The organism is Sphingobacterium sp. SYP-B4668, assembly GCF_027627455.1.
Taxonomy (GTDB): domain Bacteria; phylum Bacteroidota; class Bacteroidia; order Sphingobacteriales; family Sphingobacteriaceae; genus Sphingobacterium.
Map to the genome: position 1 here is coordinate 1,776,328 of NZ_CP115483.1, position 19,453 is coordinate 1,795,780.

A 19,453-nucleotide genomic window follows, 5' to 3' on the forward strand; every position below is an offset into this window, starting at 1 on the left:
GCACTTTGACTATGGCCCGTTTGGGCATAGTACTCTTTTTTCCATTATTTACATTCTCTTTATCACATGTTTCGGAGACGAACATGAGCCCCTCGATAGCTTGGGTGACGGCTTGTGAATACAAAGCATTTTATCTAAGTTTACAACTTACTAATTCATTAGAAGATGGCTTATAAATTTGCGACAAAGGCTATTCATGCTGGTCAACAAGCTGATCCTACAACAGGTGCAGTAATGACACCGATATATCAAACCTCTACATATCAACAAGCTGCTCCGGGAGATCATAAGGGGTTTGAATATTCCCGAGGTACAAATCCTACGCGCAAAGCGTTGGAAGATTGTCTGGCGGCTCTGGAGAATGGTAAACATGGTTTAGCTTTTTCAAGTGGTATGGCAGCTACAGACTGTGTTTTACGTCTATTGAAGCCGGGAGATGAAGTGATTACAGGTGATGATCTCTACGGTGGTTCGTACCGCATTTTTACCAAAGTGTACGAACAATATGGTATTGTTTTTAAATTTGTCAACACCTCTGATGTCACGGAGGTAGAAAGGGCTATAACGGCTAAAACCTCTCTTATTTGGGTGGAGACACCAACTAATCCGACGCTGAAATTAGCGGATATCGAAGCGATTGGCAAAGTGGCCAAAGCGGCCAATATCTTGTATGTGGTAGACAATACCTTTGCATCTCCTTATTTGCAGAACCCGTTGGATTTGGGAGCCGATATCGTGATGCATTCGGCGACGAAATACATCAATGGCCATTCAGATGTCGTAATGGGTGCGCTAGTACTGAATGACGATGATCTTTACAAAAAATTGTGGTTTTATTATAATGCAGTGGGAGGTACCCCGGGTCCCCAAGACGCTTTTTTGGCCTTAAGAGGTATCAAGACTTTGCATCTACGCATGGAGGCACATTGTGCTAATGCTCGACAAGTGGCTACCTATCTAAAGAACCACCCTAAGATTGAAACGATCTATTGGCCTGGATTTGAGGATCACCCCGGGCACGAAGTGGCTAAGAAGCAGATGAAAGATTTTGGGGGGATGATTTCTATTGTATTGAAGGATGCTGATTTACAGGAAACATTCAGGATATCTTCACAATTTCAAGTTTTTACCCTTGCAGAATCATTGGGGGGAGTGGAGTCTCTGATCAACCATCCAGCGACAATGACACATGGTTCCATCCCAAAAGAAGCACGTGAACGGGTTGGTGTCGTTGATAATTTGCTACGCTTATCTGTTGGAATCGAAGATGCGGATGATTTAATAGCTGATTTAAAACAAGCGCTAGCTTAAAATATTATATTTACACTCGCTTCGGTATCCGAAGCGAGTGTTCTATACCTTATGTCTGATTTCAATCTTAAAGATTTCCTCGATCAAAAGGTCGATGAATATAATCATGTTGGGTTCATCCCTCACGACCCCATATCCATTCCACACTTATTTGTAGAACGGGAGAATATCGAAATTATGGGCTTTATTGCCTCAATCTTGGCTTGGGGCCAACGAAAGACCATCATCAATAAGTGTAAAGAATTAATCGATCGTATGGACGGGAACCCATATGATTTTGTCTTGCATCATCAAGAGACGGACCTGAAGCAATTGTTGGGGTTTAAGCATCGGACCTTTAATGATACCGATTTGTTGTATTTCATTTCTTTTTTCAAGTTTCACTATTCCCGATTCGATTCACTGGAAGATGCATTTTTAATAGGGCAAGAAGATAGTGAAGACGTGAATATCGAAAAATCCTTAAATGAATTTAAATCGTATTTTTTTTCGTTGCCGGATTTTCCTTTGCGAACTAGAAAGCACATTAGCGCACCAATTCAAAAGTCTACTGTCAAGCGGATTAATATGTTCTTGAGGTGGATGGTACGCTGTGACAACAAAGGTGTGGACTTTGGTATCTGGACAAAAATTGCACCTAGCAAATTGATATGCCCATGTGACCTACATGTAGAACGTGTAGCACGAAAATTTGGGCTGATAACCTATGATAAAGTAAATTGGAAGACAGCGATGGAGCTCACGGAGAATTTGAGGATATTAGATCCTAATGACCCGGTAAAGTATGATTTCGCGCTCTTCGGTTTGGGAGTCGAACGCGAAATGTAAGATTATAGGCTATTGACTCGGACCAAGAGATCTACTAATCTATTGGAGTAACCAAATTCGTTGTCGTACCATCCTACAACTTTGACTAAGCCACCGACTATGGAGGTTAATTGTGCATCAAAAACACAAGAATAAGGGTTGTTAATAATGTCTACAGACACGATGGGATCTTCTGTATAATATAATATATGCTTGAGCTGGCCTTCGGCAGCCTCCTTAAATTTTTTATTGATTTCGGTTACGGATGTCCGATGTTTAAGTGTACATGTAAAGTCCGTAAGGGACCCATTTAACACGGGAACACGTATTCCAGCGCCACCCAATTTGCCTTCGAGGTGTGGAAATACATTGGTGATGGCTTTTGCCGCTCCGGTGGTAGTCGGGATAATGGACGAAGATGCTGCTCTGGCCCGACGTAAATCCCGATGGGGAGCATCATGTAGATTTTGGTCACCAGTCATAGAATGCACGGTGGTGATATATCCATCTTCAATTCCCCAATTTTCATCCAAAATCTTTACCATAGGTGCCACGTTGTTGGTGGTGCAGGAAGCATTAGAAATAATGGCGGTAGAGAGGTCAAATGTGGTGTCATTGATGCCCAATACAATGGTTGGAATTTCTTTATCTGTTGGTGGGGCGGAGATGATAACCTTTCTAGCTCCAGCTATCAGGTGTAGATTGGCTTTTTCTTTGCTGGTGAAGTGGCCTGTTGACTCAATGACTACGTCAACCTCAAGGGACTTCCAAGGGAGAGCCTCTGGACTCTTCTCCTTGAACACGCGTATATATCGACCATTGATAATAAGGTGGTCGTTATCAAAAGCAATAGTGCCCTGAAATGGACCGTGTACGGAGTCGTATTTGAAAAGATGTGACAGCGTCTGGGTATCTGTCAGGTCATTAATAGCAACGACCTGAAGATCTTGATCCAGATTTCGAATTAAAATATTGCGAAGGGTGTGTCTACCTATTCGGCCAAACCCATTGATTGCAACCTTTATCATCAATTATTTAGTATATGCTGCTATGATTTCGTTGATATTTCTGTCACCCTCCCAGTATTCTTTAAGCTGACCATCTGGACCATACACGTAGTTAGCTGGAAATTGTGCCGGTACGTGGAATTTCTGAATAAAGTCCTGATTTCTATCATAAAGCATTTCAATATTGGCTTTACCATTTAATTTAGGACCAAAGCTGTCTAAGAAAGAGGCCATCAAAGCCGGATCATTCATCGAAACGAAGTAAATGTTTACGTTTTTGATACGGTCATAATTCTCAGAAAGTGCAGTAGCTTCGTGCTGGCAATGGTTGCATCCCGGATCGAACAATACAAAAACCGAATTTTTGTCTTTTGCAAGGTCGATGTTGTTGAAACTTATACCTGATTTTAATTTGTAGAAAGTGAAATCAGCAGGAAGTTTTTTTGCTACTTCTTTTACCATGGCAGGAGCCGCAGGCTGTTGTTGATGTGCGGACGAGCTCGCATGCGGATCTGGGGCAGTCTCTGTAGTGTTACTGGCTTCTTTTTGCTCGCTAGACTTGTTCTCGCTATTGCAAGAAAGAAGAAGAGCGCTAAAAGCTATTCCAATCAGTCCTAAAATGAATTTCTTATTCATATGTATGTTACTTTTTCTTGATCGTTTAATATAAAACATGTTATTCCTCTGAAAGAGAGGTGTCTATATACAGATCCTGTTGTAATGAAAATTATGCTCAAAACTAGGAAAAAAATAGATGTTTATACGGCAATAGTTCGTATTATGACAGTGACATGTAATAGTCTGGATTTGCAAAAATATGGTTTCTCCTTCGGGTTAGGTGGGTATTTGTGGTTCATCATCTCGGTTGGGAGACGACTTTCCATATTCATTGCTATATACCTTTAATAACACGCCGACCGAGGAAAGAATGAGAGGACCAAAGATAACACCCAGCATCCCAAACAATTTTAAACCGAGCAATACTCCGAATACGGTTATCAATGGCGGAACATTGCCCAATGTCTTTAGGATGGTGAAGCGGAGCACATTATCTATACCACCTATTACTATAAAGCCATAAGCAAGTAAGCCTAGTCCATTTCCCACCTGACCATTGGCCAATAGAAAAATAGATAGGGGAACATATACAGTCATTGTACCCAACACGGGAATAATGGTAGACAGTGCAGTCATCCCGCCCCAAAAGATAGGGTTTTCAATACCCAATAACCAATAGCCGAGTAGGGCTACAAAGCCTTGGCATAAAGCCAATATAGGTATCCCTATCGCATTGGACCTAACCATCATATTTACTTCACTCCAGAGCTCTTGCTTGCTTTGTTGCGAGAAGGGGATAGCATGGTAGATCGTGGATTCCATCCGCTTGGCATTGACTAACATAAAATATAGGACAAATAAGGCAACAAGCAAATTGACGCCCACTTCGGCAATCGAATTTAGAATGTTGGGCAGGTATTTAGTCAATTTTTGTAGAATGCTCAGGAGTGCTTCTTCGGACAGGTCTACATTTTTTAGAATGGGGACTGTCTCCACATAATTTTTGATCGAGTTGAAGTTTTTTACGATATCGTTTTTGTCACCAACAAGAGATGTCAATTGAGGCGTAATATAGCTGATGAGCCCCCAAGTTGGTAGGACAATAAAAATAATGGTGATGAGGATAAAGAGCAAACTGACCAGTGGTTTGTTCCATTTGCGTCGTTCTGTCAGCTTGAAAAAGAAATTGCGAAAAAGAATATACAATGTTACAGCTCCTAAAAAACCAGGGAGGTAGTAAGAAAGGTTGGTGAATATCAAAATGCAGATCAAAATTGTAATAGTGATCAGCATAATCTGATTGATCGAATTGTTGTGGATTTGTCTGTATTTCATTTTTCAATTACTTGATTTCAACCTGATTTCTCCATGTAGAAATAGAGGCGATCTATTTATGTACTCAACAGTTAATAAAGGTCAGAGAGACCTCATCATTTGTATATAGCAATTATATAAAAAAAGCGTCAGATTATCCGACGCTTCAATATATTCCGTTATAAAAAAATACGGTTATGACACCTTCCCTCTAATGCGATCTCAGCTTTATCCATAAATCCATTTGAACTTGTACTCTTTTATGGGCGTCTGCATACGGTCGGCAAGTCTTAAAAGGCGATCCGGAAGTTTGAGTAAATAATCCCTTGCTTTTTCGGCTTTTTCATTCAATCCTGTTAATTTGTCCAAGTTCCAGTCTGTATTTAACTCTTTGAGAATGTCTACATAATCTACTGCGGTATACACTTCCAATCGTTGTGCGGCATCGGAGAAATGCGAAAATGCTTGACCTTGCGGTTCCCCTGTTTCTCTTAAAAACTGTGCGGGCATGACAATTTTTTTGCGCATCATATCTTCAAAAGCCAACACTACTTCGCTGGCATCAACTGTCAATGCTTTAGAAATGAACGACATATAAGCTTTGGCATGCCGAGCTTCGTCAGCGGCGATAACCCCACACATTTTGGCTAAAAGCTTGTCTCCATGTTTTTTGGCCAGTCCCGCCACACGACGATGGGACACGTTGGTCGCAATCTCTTGGAAGGAAGTGTATATAAAATTACGATAAGGATCACTGCCTGTGCCAATATCAAATCCATCTTTAATCAAATATTGGGCAGACCGTTCAAATTCGCGCATATTGACACGTCCCGTCAAGTAAAGGTATTTATTTAAGAGGTCGCCATGGCGATTTTCTTCTGCAGTCCATGCACGGACCCACTTCATCCAACCTCCCTGTTCGTTTTTTTCAACATCTTCCACCATAGTAAGCCAAGACTCGTAAGTGGGGAGCGCCTCTTCAGTGAGTGTATCACCTATCAATACGGCCATGAGATCGTACGACAACTCTTTTGCGCTCTCCTGTAAGTCCCTCACTTCTTCAAAGAACGTATCCCGTGACGAATCTGGAAGGAAATCAGCCGGCTGCCACATATCCTCAACAGGTTTCAGATATTCGCTCATTTCATTAAGCATGAAAGGCTCCAAGTATTTCATGACCTCCTTACGGGATCCTTCGGGGATTTGTTGGTTTAACTCTTGCATAACAACACAAAGATAATTAAATAATGCCTAATAATTTTTTAATAATTCGATAATTTCCAGGGTAAAAATGTGTTTCGATTACAGAGATGCAATGGATAATGTGGTGAGGGTAAGGGGAGTGAAATGGTGCCGCAGCCAGCAAAGCTGGAGGAAAGATGAGTGATAGATGACAATCAAATCGGACATTATTGTACATCTGAAAACGAATGTGTGAGTGTATTGTCGAAGTGACTATTTGAGGGATTGGTGGTGAAAACGTGAACGGAGTTCCAGAAGGCAGGGGAGTAAAATGAGAGATTGGGTTTAAAAGAATACAGTCAATTGACTTATTTCTGATTTAATACTATTAACTTTGTCTACTTTAATAAGATACATTTTGAAAAACTTAGATATCACTAAAATCAGAGCTGATTTCCCGATTTTGTCTCGGGAAGTAAATGGTAAACCCCTAGTATATCTCGATAATGGTGCCACTACACAAAAACCGAAGCAGGTGATTGATGCTATCGTCAAGTATTATACAGATATGAATAGCAACGTGCACCGTGGAGTGCATTATTTAAGTCAGATTTCCACTGATGCTTTTGAAGTAACGCGTCGTAAAGTTAAGCAGTTTATCAATGCGGCGCACGAACATGAAATCATTATCACAACTGGAACTACTCATGCAATTAATATTATTGCGACCTGTTTTGGTAAAGCACATATTCGTAAAGATGATGAAATTCTTATTTCGGCAATGGAACATCATTCCAACATAGTGCCTTGGCAGATGTTGTGTGATGAAGTAGGTGCCAAACTGAAAGTCATTCCTATGAATGAAAAAGGTGAATTGATAGTAGAAGAATACGAGAACTTGTTGAATGATCGAACGAAAATTGTATCAATTACCTACGTTTCCAATGCATTAGGGACGGTGAATCCCGTTAAGGAGATGATTGAGATTGCGCATCGATATCAGATACCGGTCTTAGTTGATGGAGCACAGGCTGTCCAACATATGGCTGTCGATGTTCAAGAATTGGATGCTGACTTTTTTACCTTTTCTGGGCATAAGATGTACGGCCCTACAGGAATAGGAGTGTTGTATGGAAAAGAAGCGTTGCTAAATGCAATCCCGCCCTATCAAGGTGGTGGTGACATGATAAAGGAGGTAACTTTTGCAAAAACGACGTATAATGAGCTTCCTTTTAAATTCGAAGCAGGTACACCCAATATCGAAGCAGGTATATGCTTAGCGGATGCAATTGATTATATTCAATCCTTGGGACTGGAGAATATTGCTGCGCATGAAGAGGAATTGTTGGCCTATGCAACAGAAAAGATGATCCAAATCCCTGGACTAAGAATTATTGGTACGGCAGCTCGCAAATCGTCGGTATTATCCTTTGTAGTGGAAGGAGTCCATCCTTATGACATTGGGGTAATATTGGATAAATTGGGAATTGCTGTGCGTACAGGGCACCATTGTGCTCAACCAGTGATGGAGCAGTTCGGTATACCGGGCACTGTACGGGCTTCTTTTGCGTGCTATAATACCAAAGAAGAGATCGACAAATTAGCGATGGGAGTAGAACGTGCAGTGGCTATGTTGGTGTAATAAATAGAATTATGACGATAAACGAAATACAAGATGAGCTCATCGAGGATTTTTCCTTCTTTGATGACTGGATGCAGAAGTACGAATACATCATTCAATTAGGTAAAGAATTACCATTGATCGATGAACAATTTAAGGTCGATAGTTATATTATTAAAGGTTGCCAATCTAAGGTGTGGCTTCATCCCGAAATGGAGGCTGATAAATTGATGTTCAAGGCCGATAGTGATGCTGTTATCACTAAAGGGCTGGTCAGCTTAATGGTCAAGGTTTTATCAGGGCATACTCCTGAGGAAATCGCAAAGGCCGATTTATACTTCATTGATCAGATTGGATTAAAAGAACACCTTTCACCGACAAGGGCCAACGGCTTACTCTCCATGGTGAAACAGATGAAACTTTACGCAATAGCGCTTCACGCTAAGAAATAAATTAATGCATATTTAAGGGACAAAATGCTCCCTTAAACATGCTGTCCACGAGGCACTATTGTTGTCAGCCCGATTTTTACTTTCTTCTTTCGCTCATCTTAAATATAGGTTCCCCTAAAATCTGTTTTACGTAATTTTGTCTTTTAATATGATATCTGCTAGAAAAATATGGACTCGGCGTAGTATCCTCATTATTACGGGGGGGGCGTTTATTTTTCTGCTTACAGCTTTAATGCTATTACGTGTAATTAATGGTCGGTCACAGTCGCTCAATGTGAGGATGTTACAAGAGCTGAGTGCCGAGAAAGCCCTGTTGATCCAGAAAGAATTTGATATTCTGGATCAAAATGTGTTTTTGATTCAAGAATTGGCCAATACGGGTGATTACAATGCGATTGACCATTTGATCGGTCGCGGAAGAAAAGGGGATTTTATAATGGCTTATCAAGTTTGGTCACCAGAAGGGAGAAAACTTCATCACAGTTGGAGTGCAAAGGGTACCGATCTTGCGAATCTGTTACCCTCCGAAATCTTGCAGGGGTCACCTTCTATGCCTGATTCAGTTATCCTAGTGAAAACCGGACAGAGCTTGTATGTGAGTAGGGGGTATGCTTTGAAAGACAAGAACCTCAGAGTCTACATAGACCTTTTGAAGCTCAATGAATACTTCATGAATTCCAAATTGAGTGTGCGGGCTTATTTCGAACTTTATGATGTAAATGGTTGGTGTCTTATTCATCCTGATATCAAAAAAGTGGGACAGCGAGATGTGAAAAAAATTTCGATGGTCAAGGAGAAGCAGGATACGGTATTGATGTCCGACTATATAAATTTGAAGGTGCTTGTGCAGAAATATAAAATAGAAGGGATATTGGGACCTACTGAGGCCCTTATATCTGTTCTCTTTTTATTGACGGATGAAGATATAGAGGGAATCGGTCACCTTAGTCTATTTTTAGGACTTACTATGTTGGGAGTGGTCCTGCTATTGTCTTATATCCTGTATCGGGAAAGGCAAAAAATCTTTAGGTTGGAGATGGAAGGGTTGCACCATCAAAAGGAGGAAGCCGTGTTTAAACTGGAACGCTTGCGTGAAAAGATGGACCCACATTTTCTTTTTAACACGCTGGGCACCCTGCAACAGCTTATTAAAAAGGATAGTGAATTGGCGCAGACATTTGTGTCTAAACTGTCGAAAGTCTATAGGCGATTTCTAACACAGGATGATGGTGAACTATCTCCTATAGCCACTGAGCTTGCCTTGGCGGAGGAATATTTCTTTCTTCAGAAGATTCGATTTGGAGCGGGGCTCCAACCCCTGGATGTGCAGGTAGGGCAGGATATATATGCAGGAAAGATACCCAAATTGGGTTTACAGATGCTTATCGAAAACGCTATTAAGCATAATGAAATTTCGACAACCCATCCGTTGTCAATCAAAATTGAAGTCGAAGATGGGAGAATTGTGGTGGTCAATACTTTGAATCTAAGACGGTCTGCGGACGAGTCAAATGGGTATGGTATTCCATATTTGAAAAATGTCTATAAGTATCATGGTGTTGAGGGATTTGAGGTTATTCAAAGCGGACATGCTTTTAAAGTTTATCTCCCTATCTTATAAATAGGGAAGATGCTTCATCTCTTTTTTTCGAAGGTTCACTCCGATTTGATGCGTATTCACGGATAAGGGCTTCCTATTCTCTGTATTTCTTGGCATCTTCACCACTCAAATTTTTTGGCCCTACTTAAAAGCACTAATACGTACATGGTTTTTTGGTCCATCGCAGAGCGAAACGGATATATTAATCGTGATATCTGTCTACAAGAGGCAGGAGTTCAGCGTCTTCAGAGTAGACAATTTTAGAAACAGATCAAGCCGGCATCATTCCACATCTCTCAATACGCTCAGATTATTGGAACTAGGCTGCATCTGAAACAAATAAAGCAGAAATACCCAGATGAACAACATTAATTTTAAAAGTACTTCACGACTTGCAATCCTTTGCTTATGTTCAACCACGTTACTTGGCTCTTGTCAGTTGATGAGCACACTCGGCCTTCGGAAGGAGACCAAAACCGTGCCAATAAGTGATACGACTGCTAAAGATAGTACGGTTGCCTACGAAAAAATTGTCAAAGGAGCCAAATTGGATAGTGGTGTGTTTAATGTTATAGCGAAAGGCAAAGATTTCTTTTTTGAGATTCCACTGTCCAAAATGGATAAAGACTTTTTATTAATCAATAAGATTTCTGCGGTGCCACTTGCGCTAAATGAAGCAGGGTTAAACAAAGGAATGAACTTTGAAAATAAAGTACTTCGTTTTTCCGTAAAAAAAACAAGGAATGAAGTATGGGTGGGGGAAGTAAAGCCGCAAGTGGAGGTGCCGAATCAAGATGCCATCGCGCGCTCGGTAGAGGATAACTTTACTCAATCTTTTATTGAATCCTTTAAGATAGAGAGCTACAGTAAGGACTCGACAGCTGTATTGATTAAGATAAACAAGGTTTTTGATGGTACAGAAAAGAGCTTTAATGATGTGTTTACAAATATAGGGTTGGGTACATCGGCCAAAAGCGCTCTTTCCAATATTGAACAGGTTAAATCTTTTGATAATAATATCGTCGTGAGGTCGATCCTTAGTACACGAGTCACGGAAGGTAATGAGTCTATTCCAATCAGCTTGACCATCACCAGTAATATCTATGAATTACCTGACGATAAAATGAAACCCCGATTTGCAGATCCACGTGTTGGGTACTTCACAACACCTCGCTGGTATTTTTCGGATGCGCAGCAAGAGATGGAAAAGCGGGAATTGGTAACACGGTGGAGGTTGGAACCAAGAGATGAGGATAGAGCGCGTTACTTGGCGGGTGAATTGGTGGTGCCTAAGAAACCTATTGTATTTTACATAGACCCAGCAACCCCTCAACAATGGAGAAAAGAGATTATTGCTGGTGTTTATGATTGGCAACAGGCCTTTGAGCAAGCGGGGTTTAAAGATGCAATTATAGCGAAAGAAGTACCTAAAGATATGGATTTCGACGTTGATGATGCTAATACTTCGACCATTACCTATGCAGCATCTCCTCAAGCGAACGCAATGGGGCCATCAGTTGTAGATCCTAGAACTGGCGAGATTCTAGAATCTGATGTAATTTGGTGGCATAATGTGATGACCATTTTAAACAGTTGGATGCGAGTACAGACGGGAATCATTGATACCGCTGCCAGGGGCAACTCATTTTCGGACGAGAAAATGGCACACGCTATTCGATTTGTATCCTCTCATGAAATAGGACATACCTTAGGTCTTAAACATAATATGGGCTCGTCCTTCAGCTTTCCTGTGGACTCACTACGTTCACCGGGGTTTACAAAAAATATGGGCGGAACAGCTACTTCAATCATGGATTATGCCCGATTTAATTACGTTGCGCAGCCGGAGGATAATGTATCTTCAATCACACCTGTAATTGGTCTATATGACAAATACGCTATAGCGTGGGCATATAGATGGAATGAAAGTAAGACGCCTTGGGATGAACTACCTGAACTTCGAAAAGAAATTGAGAATCATCAACACGATCCACACTATTGGTATGGAGAGCAGCAAGATGGTAAAAATATAGTGGATCCTAGATCTCAATCTGAAGATTTGGGTAATAATGCGATGTTAGCTGGACAATACGGTTTACGTAATTTGAAAAGAACAATGCCCCACATTATTGAGTGGACAACTAAAAGCGGTGAAGACTATTACCGCGCAGGCAAGTTGTATATGGCTGTTATCGGTCAATGGTATGCCTATGCGGACCACGTAGTCAATAATATCGGCGGAATATACTTGGAAAATCCAGTATGGGGAGATGGTAAGAGTGCGTATGCTCCTGTGGCTCGCCAAATGCAAAAAGATGCGCTTACCTATATTAAGGATCAAGTGTATTACTTACCTGAATGGTTATTCAGAATGGATTTAATGACTAAAACATTTCCCTTGAAAGATAGCCCAATGGGACCATTTGAATACGCTCCGTACAATTTGAAACGCGAGTTCCAATATAGCCTTCTTTACAATTTGGTCAAAGATGAACGTTTGTTGCGGATGACTGAAATGGAACTTTTGTTTGGGAGGGAAGCAGCCTGGAGCGTCGAAGAGTTCTTGACAGATATTCGTAAAGATATTTTTGCGAAATCCCTCAAAGGGCAACAGTTGGATGCGGAAACCCGCATGTTACAACAAAACTATATTGATGTCTTATTGGTTTCTACCAATAAGAATATGGAAAAATTGCAAGGCAAAAAGCTTGAACTGGTCGATTTGTTTCTGAAAGAAGCTAGGCCCGAAATCTGCGCAGTGCATGGTATTGCTCATGATACGGCTAAAGAATTGCGGAATGTACACGTATCTGGGATGAGTCGTACTTCCGAGATGTTGACAAGCAAGAGGTCCGAATTATTCCAGATCCGCAAGTTATTGTTCAAGGCCAAGGACTCGGGCGATTATATTAATAAAGCACATTATCAAGACCTGATCTCTCGTATAGATGGATCGCTAAATATCAAAGATTAACTTAAATCCACAAATGAACAGAGTACTGTTATTCATCATTTTTTCTTGTACGCAATTAGTTTACGGACAGGAATTAATCACGGTCAATGGCCGAGTGCTGGATGCCACATCGCACCAACCAATTGTCGGAGCTACTGTTTTTGTTGGCAGCTCTGCTGTCACAGAAGATACAGGCGTGCCCGGACAGATTCAACAATCTGCCTTGGGGACCTTGACCGATAGTAAAGGAACTTTCGAATTAAAAGTGCCTAAAAATGCAGCTTATTTTACGATTTCTTATGTTGGCTATGAGAGCCAACCTGTCAAAGTATCTGAAGGAGAGAAAACTATTTATCTGAAGGTTGACAACCAGTCTTTGGAAGAAGTTATCGTCACGGGATATACAGACATCAAAAAGAGAAAGAATACTACAGCCTATGATAAAATCAAATTAGATGATATCAAACAAGTCGGCGTGTCTAGTATTGATCAATTATTGGAAGGTAAAGTAGCGGGTCTACAATTGAGCAATTTAAATGGTGGACCTAATAGTGCACCTCAAATCCGAATTAGAGGGACAGTGTCCATGAATGGGACACAGGACCCGCTATGGGTGATTGACGGATTGCCAATTGAAGGGGCAGTGATGCCTAATACCTTTGATAAGGATAACTTAAACAACTTGACCAATCTACCTATTGCAGGTATTAATCCGGATGATATAGCGGATATCACGGTATTGAAGGATGCTGCGGCAACTTCAATATATGGCGCTCGTGCAGCGAATGGTGTGATTGTAATTACGACGAAAAGAGGGAAAAGGGGGCCTGCTCAAGTGCAGATTAGTGCCAATACCTTCGTGACCCAAAGACCTGATTACGGCAAATTGAATTTGATGAATTCTGCTGAAAAGATTGATTTTGAACTTGCCTTAGCGAGCAGGTCGGACTTGGATTACCGTCTAGGCAATGGGGCTATTTCCAGACTATTGACAGCGTCCAATGAATGGGATGTGTATAGAAACGGTGGACTTTCAGCATTGAGCAATGCTACGCAGCAGTCCATCAATAATCTGCGTGGTCAATCTACAGACTGGGGACGTGAACTTTTTAGAAATGCCCTTAACCAGCAATACACTGCATCGGTGTCTGGGGGTAATGAAAGTCACACTTACTACATCTCTGGTGGTTATTACGATGAGAAAGCTACGACTAAAGGTGTGGACATGCGTCGCTATTCATTGACTTTCAGCAACGATTTTCAAATCAATAGCAAACTGAAGGGTGGATTGAGCCTATTAGGTTCAGCAACTGATCGTCATAATTTGATTCAGGATAGAGATGGTTTTTCAAACCCATCCCGCTATGCTCGTAACGCCAATCCGTATATGAATGTGCGCGACGCTGCTGGAAATTATGTTTATGATCCGGATATAGAAGGCTTCGAGCAGACGAGATATGTAGATTTTAATGTTGTAGAAGAACGTGAAAATACATCATATTCATTGGCCAACAAGAGTTTGAAAGCTATCGCTAACTTGCAGTACCAAATTATCCCGTCACTGGCCATCCGTACAGAGCTAGGTTTGCAACTGGAGGAGATTGGGACCGAAAAATTTGGAGATAAAGATTCTTACTATACCCGTAAATTTAGAGAAGGTACTCGCTACTACGATAGTTCTAGTAAACAGTATAAGTATTTCTTGCCAGATGGTGGAATTATTGAAAATTCTAAAAATAGTGGCTTTCAGTACAATTGGAAATCATTTGTCCAATACACCAAATCTTTTGGGGAGCGACACGAACTAGAAGTGATGGCGGGGACGGAATTGAGAAGGTCCGATAATACAATTATCGAAACAAAGGGATTTGGATATGATCCTGTTACTTTGACGAATCAGAGTATTATTTTTCCAAATAGCTCTTATCAAAAGTTAGCGCTTTATCGACAATATGCAAAACGGATTGGTGCGACTTCATATGCATCATTCTATGCGAATGCTTCGTATACCTTAGACCGAAAGTATAACTTCAGTGGAAGTATCCGCTATGATGGGTCGAACATGTTTGGAGTTGATCCTAAATATAGATTCTTGCCAATATGGTCGCTCTCGGGGTCATGGAATGCCTCGGAAGAAGAATTTGTGCGGGATATGGAGTGGATATCTAATTTGAAGATACGGGGTTCATATGGTATCCAAGGAAACATCGATCGCAACACTTATCCATTCATTATTGGGGAGTATGGTAATACAACCTTATTGCCAGGAAACAATGAGCCAACGATTAATGTAGGTGCTCCAGCAAACGATAAACTGCGTTGGGAAAAAACAAAATCATGGAATGCTGGGATAGATTTCAGTCTGTGGAAAAATAGACTTTCATTTACGGTAGACTATTATAACCGTACGAGTACTGATTTAATCGGTAACAATAATCTGCCTCAAGAAAATGGTTTTGAGCAGGTATTACGCAACTGGTCTTCTGTACGTAATGATGGTGTCGAATTGACGATTTCTAGCCGTAATATAGTGAAAGAACATTTTACATGGTCTACTGATTTCAATATTGCCCATAATCGCAATAAATTGTTAAAGGTAATTGCTAATCCGAATGCATACATGCCTGATGGAAGAGCGGGGTATGGTATCAATTCGCTCTTTGTATTGGAGACAGCTGGATTAGATGCCGATGGTGTGCTGCAGTTTAGGGGCGATAATGCTGAGGTGATTAAATTTGAAGATTTTTATGAAGTGTATGATCCATATGCAGACTTTATGCCGGGATATTTCCTTGCGACTAATTTAACGCACGAGTCGTACCGAAATAAATACAAATATAAAGGAAGCCTAGATCCGAAATTTGTGGGTGGTTTGACCAATAGATTTAAGTATCGCAATTTCGATTTAGCGGTATCTGCTATCTTCAATATAGATAAATGGGTAAAACGTGAACCTTTGTACAATCCTGCTAAGGTGGATAGAGGAATTAATTATTCAAAAGAAATTTTCCAGGCATTGGAAGGTGGCGGGTTACCAAGTATAGGAAGTACAAGTATGGATCTCAACGACAGATGGATGGCATATAGCTGGATGATGGATGGGGATCCAGCAGGATCATTTAGAAATCTGGATATATGGGCAAAGGAAATGAGTTATTTCAGAATCAGTAGCATCCGATTGGGATATACACTGCCAAAATCGATAAGTAACAAGCTGCGCTCATCTAATCTAAGAGTGAGTGTCGAAGGACGTAACTTATTGGTGTTTGGAACGGACTACACAGGCTACTTCGATCCAGAGACATATGGTAACAATTATGCGCAGCCGATTTCTAAATCAATCGCTTTTGGACTGTCTGCAACATTTTAATGTAATGAAATGAAAGCTAGTTCGAATATAGACGAGCTTTCATCAACAATGACAAAAAATAACAAGATGAAAAAAAATATTATATGTATCTATCTTTTGTCCATGAGTGTCATCTTGTCCTCTTGCGATAAGTATTTGGATATTCAACCCGTTGGCACAGTTGTGCCCAGTACGGAATCTGACTTCAGAGCACTATTGACCAGTGGTTACCAAGCATTTCCCGATCATAAGGCTTTTCTGAATCTTCGTACAGATGAACTTGTATTGAATGAAGAATCTACGGATTTATCATCTATTAAGGACATATATATATGGAACGATCAGAACCCTGGCCCAACAACGAGATCTTATGCATGGTTGACTTTTTATAAAAGCATCTTCTATGCAAATCACATTATAGCTGAAGCTGAGGAAAAGGTAGGTAATAGTGATGGAATCAGTCAAATTCGTGCAGAAGCATATCTTATGCGTGCTTATTCACATTTTGAACTGTTAAACTCGTATGCACCTTCATATAATCCTGCAACAGCTGCTTCGGATAAAGGTGTGCCAATTTCTATCAAGATCGATTTGGAACAAAAGTTTGTGCCCGCATCCGTTGAGCAAGTCTACCAGCAAATATTGGCAGATATAGCGGCAGCATCATCATTGATTAAGGTAACCGATAGCCCCACGAATGTTAAATATAGATTTAGTAAACGTGCTATTCATGCATTTGAAGCTAGGATGAGATTGTATAGAGGAGAGTGGCAACTTGCTATGGACGCAGCAGAAAAAGCGTTGGAAATTAATGCCAATTTAGAGGACTTGACAAAGGGAAGTAGTTTACTGCCTAGTAATTTTGAGTCGGTTGAGATGATTCAGTCATGGGAAAATACAGGAAATTCGGTAGTCCGAAACTCGACATTTATCTCGGACGAATTACTAGGATTATATAACGTAGGTGGTGATTTACGATTTGATCGTTATTTTCAAAATACGGATAAAGATAATCCGCGATATGTATCGTTGAAGGGAGGTGATAATCAATTTAACGTGACCTTCCGCAATGGCGAATTGTATCTGATTGTCGCTGAAGCATCACTACGGTTGAATAATAAGACCAAGGCTATAGATTATCTGAATCGTCTTCTCAAGAATAGACTGACCCCAGGGTATTTAGCAGCCCACACTACAGTGTTAGCCGGAATGACAGATGCGCAGTTGCAATCTGAGATTATGGATGAGCGTGCGCGAGAATTGGCTTTGGAAGGCCTGCGTTGGGATGATTTGAAAAGAACGGATAGGCGTCAGGTTGTACATAAGTTCTTTGGACAAGACTACATTTTGAACCAGAATGATCCACGTTATGTCATTCGCTACCCGAAGGAAGCGGTGGAGAAAAACCCCGATTTGTAATTCTTTCATCAGAAATGGACAATAACTGATCCCTACTCTGTAAAGAGTAGGGATTTTTTTTTAATTTCACCACATGGCAACTCGAATATTGATCGTGGAAGATGAAGGCTGGGCTGTAGACAGCTTGTCTGAGATGTTGTCGGATATGTGGACGGACGATTTTACAATTGAGGTGAAGGCTACTGTACGAGATGCAATTGATTGGTTGACCAAGCATAAAGCCGATCTTATCTTTATGGATGTACACCTAGGGGATGGTTTGAGTTTTGATATTTTTGATTCCATAAAGGTAAAGACCCCCATTATTTTTACCACCGCTTATGAGGAGTATGCTCTGCAAGCATTCCAGAACAATGGCTATGCTTATCTTTTAAAACCTTTTGATCAGGAGGAACTCCATGCAGCGGTTGCCAAGGTACAGCCTCTGATATCGAGGGCACAGCATTCATCGGCCTATAAGAATAGATTTTTAGTCAAGTATGGCGTTAGATTGAAGTCTATTCGTGCAGAAGATATCGCTTATTTCATGGCTGAAGACAAGTTGTTGTACGGTTTTTCAGTGGAGGGAGAAAAATTTATAGTGGATGAGACTATTACCAAACTCATTTCAAAATTAGATCCTCGATTCTTCTTTCAAATCAACAGAAAGTTTATTGTACATATTCAATCCATTGTCGAAATGATTAAGATTAGCCGTAATCGGATACGACTAAAACTGAATCCAGATTTGGTCGATGATATCGAAGTCGTAGTGACCGAGGAAAAGTCCAACGAATTTCAAATGTGGTTAGATAAATGATACCAGTGTTATAACTTTGTGGATTTTCGCACAATCAATAGCGGGTCCAATTCAATACGCTCATAGTTGGGTTGTATGTCTTTAGCGTGAAGGTTCAATATTTCAATTAATTTTTGTGCTCCCAATTGGCCCATCTCTTTTGCAGGTTGATATATACAGGAAAGTGGTGGTGAGAATCCCTTTGAATAAGCTGAGTTGGAAAACCCGATTAAGGCGATTTCTTGGGGGATTTTTACGTCCATTTCGTTGAGGATACCAGTTAATTTATTCGTCAAGACATCAGTTGCGGCAAAGATAGCATCCGGTCTGGGGGGCGATTTGAAAAGTTTTGTAAGGGACTTCTGGATTTCATTCTCTAAACTCGTGGTATCTTGCAGGTCAAATTGCAAAATGTATTTTCGGTCCAACGTTATATTGTAATCTTCAAGACACCTTTTGTATCCATCTAGGCGTTCGGATACAACCCCAAGATTTTTCCCCGTAATGTGTACGATCTTTGAGCGGCCTTGTTCAATGAGGTGTTGCACGGCTAAGTAGGCTCCCTCGAAGTTCTTTACCCCAATTTTGTCGGTGTTGAGGATATTGTTGATCCTGTCAATCACCACGATTGGACAACCATTTTCATGTAGGTTTCGAAGCAATTCTATATTTGGAGCATAGCCTATGGGAGAGATAATGATTCCGTCAACGCCTCGAGCATATAATGTCTCGATACATTTTCGTTCTGTCTCCGCATGCTCCTTACTTTGCATGATGACCAAGCTATAGTCGGTATGTACCAGATATTCGTCAATACCTTCTAGAATCTGCGAGAAAAAAGAATTGCTGATAGTGGAGATAATGACTCCAATGACTTGGCTCTTTCCTGTGCGGAGGCTTTGGGCTAATCGATTGGATTGAAAGTTATGCGCTTTAGCATATGACTGAATGAGTTTTTTAGTCTCTTCATTCACCTCATGGCTGTCAGATAGTGCTTTGGATACCGTAGATATAGATTTATTAACGGCTAGGGCAATGTCTTTGAGTGTTAGCTTTTTCATATTAACCGCTTAGCATAAAACCGTAATATACCAAATTATCC

General features: G+C 40.7%; 14 protein-coding genes. 9 read left to right on the top strand and 5 right to left on the bottom strand.

The window, feature by feature from the left end; all coding sequences use genetic code 11:
- Positions 1-165 precede the first annotated feature (165 nt).
- Positions 166-1,311, top strand: a complete 1,146-nt coding sequence (locus OQ289_RS07535; protein ID WP_270090101.1) for a cystathionine gamma-synthase — start codon at positions 166-168, stop codon at positions 1,309-1,311.
- Between the two features lie 51 nt (positions 1,312-1,362).
- Complete coding sequence (locus tag OQ289_RS07540) at positions 1,363-2,139, top strand: TIGR02757 family protein (RefSeq protein ID WP_270090102.1); 777 nt, start codon at positions 1,363-1,365, stop codon at positions 2,137-2,139.
- A 2-nt stretch (positions 2,140-2,141) separates the two neighbouring features.
- Here OQ289_RS07540 and gap read toward each other — a convergent pair whose 3' ends face one another.
- From gap to OQ289_RS07560, 4 genes are all read right to left on the bottom strand, one after another.
- The gene (gene gap / locus OQ289_RS07545) at positions 2,142-3,146 is read right to left on the bottom strand and encodes a type I glyceraldehyde-3-phosphate dehydrogenase (protein WP_270090103.1); all 1,005 of its coding nucleotides are present in this window, start codon (positions 3,144-3,146) and stop codon (positions 2,142-2,144) included.
- A gap of 3 nt (positions 3,147-3,149) precedes the next feature.
- The gene (locus OQ289_RS07550; RefSeq protein WP_270090105.1) at positions 3,150-3,761 is read right to left on the bottom strand and encodes a redoxin domain-containing protein; all 612 of its coding nucleotides are present in this window, start codon (positions 3,759-3,761) and stop codon (positions 3,150-3,152) included.
- Positions 3,762-3,959: 198 nt separating this feature from the next.
- Positions 3,960-5,018, bottom strand: coding sequence for an AI-2E family transporter (locus OQ289_RS07555; RefSeq protein WP_270090106.1), 1,059 nt, complete (start codon positions 5,016-5,018; stop codon positions 3,960-3,962).
- Positions 5,019-5,225: 207 nt separating this feature from the next.
- Complete coding sequence (locus OQ289_RS07560; RefSeq protein ID WP_033565957.1) at positions 5,226-6,221, bottom strand: acyl-ACP desaturase; 996 nt, start codon at positions 6,219-6,221, stop codon at positions 5,226-5,228.
- 376 nt (positions 6,222-6,597) lie between these two features.
- On the opposite strand from OQ289_RS07560, the gene OQ289_RS07565 reads away from it, so the two are divergent.
- From OQ289_RS07565 to OQ289_RS07595, 7 genes are all read left to right on the top strand, one after another.
- Positions 6,598-7,821, top strand: coding sequence for a cysteine desulfurase (locus tag OQ289_RS07565; RefSeq protein WP_270090107.1), 1,224 nt, complete (start codon positions 6,598-6,600; stop codon positions 7,819-7,821).
- 11 nt (positions 7,822-7,832) lie between these two features.
- Positions 7,833-8,252 (top strand): SufE family protein, encoded by a 420-nt coding sequence (locus tag OQ289_RS07570; RefSeq protein WP_270090108.1) that lies wholly within the window; start codon positions 7,833-7,835, stop codon positions 8,250-8,252.
- 232 nt (positions 8,253-8,484) lie between these two features.
- Positions 8,485-9,873 carry a sensor histidine kinase gene (locus OQ289_RS07575; RefSeq protein WP_270090109.1) on the top strand — a complete coding sequence of 463 codons (1,389 nt, stop codon included), beginning with the start codon at positions 8,485-8,487 and terminating at the stop codon, positions 9,871-9,873.
- A 337-nt stretch (positions 9,874-10,210) separates the two neighbouring features.
- A complete protein-coding gene (locus tag OQ289_RS07580) occupies positions 10,211-12,826 on the top strand; it encodes a zinc-dependent metalloprotease (RefSeq protein WP_270090110.1) in 2,616 nt (871 codons plus the stop codon).
- A gap of 13 nt (positions 12,827-12,839) precedes the next feature.
- A complete protein-coding gene (locus tag OQ289_RS07585) occupies positions 12,840-16,175 on the top strand; it encodes a SusC/RagA family TonB-linked outer membrane protein (RefSeq protein WP_270090111.1) in 3,336 nt (1,111 codons plus the stop codon).
- Between the two features lie 66 nt (positions 16,176-16,241).
- Positions 16,242-17,573, top strand: coding sequence for a RagB/SusD family nutrient uptake outer membrane protein (locus tag OQ289_RS07590; protein ID WP_270090112.1), 1,332 nt, complete (start codon positions 16,242-16,244; stop codon positions 17,571-17,573).
- A 73-nt stretch (positions 17,574-17,646) separates the two neighbouring features.
- Positions 17,647-18,372, top strand: coding sequence for a LytR/AlgR family response regulator transcription factor (locus OQ289_RS07595; protein WP_270090113.1), 726 nt, complete (start codon positions 17,647-17,649; stop codon positions 18,370-18,372).
- An 8-nt stretch (positions 18,373-18,380) separates the two neighbouring features.
- Here OQ289_RS07595 and OQ289_RS07600 read toward each other — a convergent pair whose 3' ends face one another.
- Positions 18,381-19,412 (bottom strand): LacI family DNA-binding transcriptional regulator, encoded by a 1,032-nt coding sequence (locus OQ289_RS07600; RefSeq protein WP_270090114.1) that lies wholly within the window; start codon positions 19,410-19,412, stop codon positions 18,381-18,383.
- Positions 19,413-19,453 lie beyond the last annotated feature (41 nt).

Bases quoted from the DNA above. Each gene is read 5' to 3' on its own strand.
- OQ289_RS07535 (WP_270090101.1), top strand. From the start codon at position 166: ATGGCTTATAAATTTGCGACAAAGGCTATTCATGCTGGTCAACAAGCT.
- OQ289_RS07540 (WP_270090102.1), top strand. From the start codon at position 1,363: ATGTCTGATTTCAATCTTAAAGATTTCCTCGATCAAAAGGTCGATGAA.
- gap (WP_270090103.1), bottom strand. From the start codon at position 3,146: ATGATAAAGGTTGCAATCAATGGGTTTGGCCGAATAGGTAGACACACC.
- OQ289_RS07550 (WP_270090105.1), bottom strand. From the start codon at position 3,761: ATGAATAAGAAATTCATTTTAGGACTGATTGGAATAGCTTTTAGCGCT.
- OQ289_RS07555 (WP_270090106.1), bottom strand. From the start codon at position 5,018: ATGAAATACAGACAAATCCACAACAATTCGATCAATCAGATTATGCTG.
- OQ289_RS07560 (WP_033565957.1), bottom strand. From the start codon at position 6,221: ATGCAAGAGTTAAACCAACAAATCCCCGAAGGATCCCGTAAGGAGGTC.
- OQ289_RS07570 (WP_270090108.1), top strand. From the start codon at position 7,833: ATGACGATAAACGAAATACAAGATGAGCTCATCGAGGATTTTTCCTTC.
- OQ289_RS07575 (WP_270090109.1), top strand. From the start codon at position 8,485: ATGCTATTACGTGTAATTAATGGTCGGTCACAGTCGCTCAATGTGAGG.
- OQ289_RS07580 (WP_270090110.1), top strand. From the start codon at position 10,211: ATGAACAACATTAATTTTAAAAGTACTTCACGACTTGCAATCCTTTGC.
- OQ289_RS07585 (WP_270090111.1), top strand. From the start codon at position 12,840: ATGAACAGAGTACTGTTATTCATCATTTTTTCTTGTACGCAATTAGTT.
- OQ289_RS07590 (WP_270090112.1), top strand. From the start codon at position 16,242: ATGAAAAAAAATATTATATGTATCTATCTTTTGTCCATGAGTGTCATC.
- OQ289_RS07595 (WP_270090113.1), top strand. From the start codon at position 17,647: ATGGCAACTCGAATATTGATCGTGGAAGATGAAGGCTGGGCTGTAGAC.
- OQ289_RS07600 (WP_270090114.1), bottom strand. From the start codon at position 19,412: ATGAAAAAGCTAACACTCAAAGACATTGCCCTAGCCGTTAATAAATCT.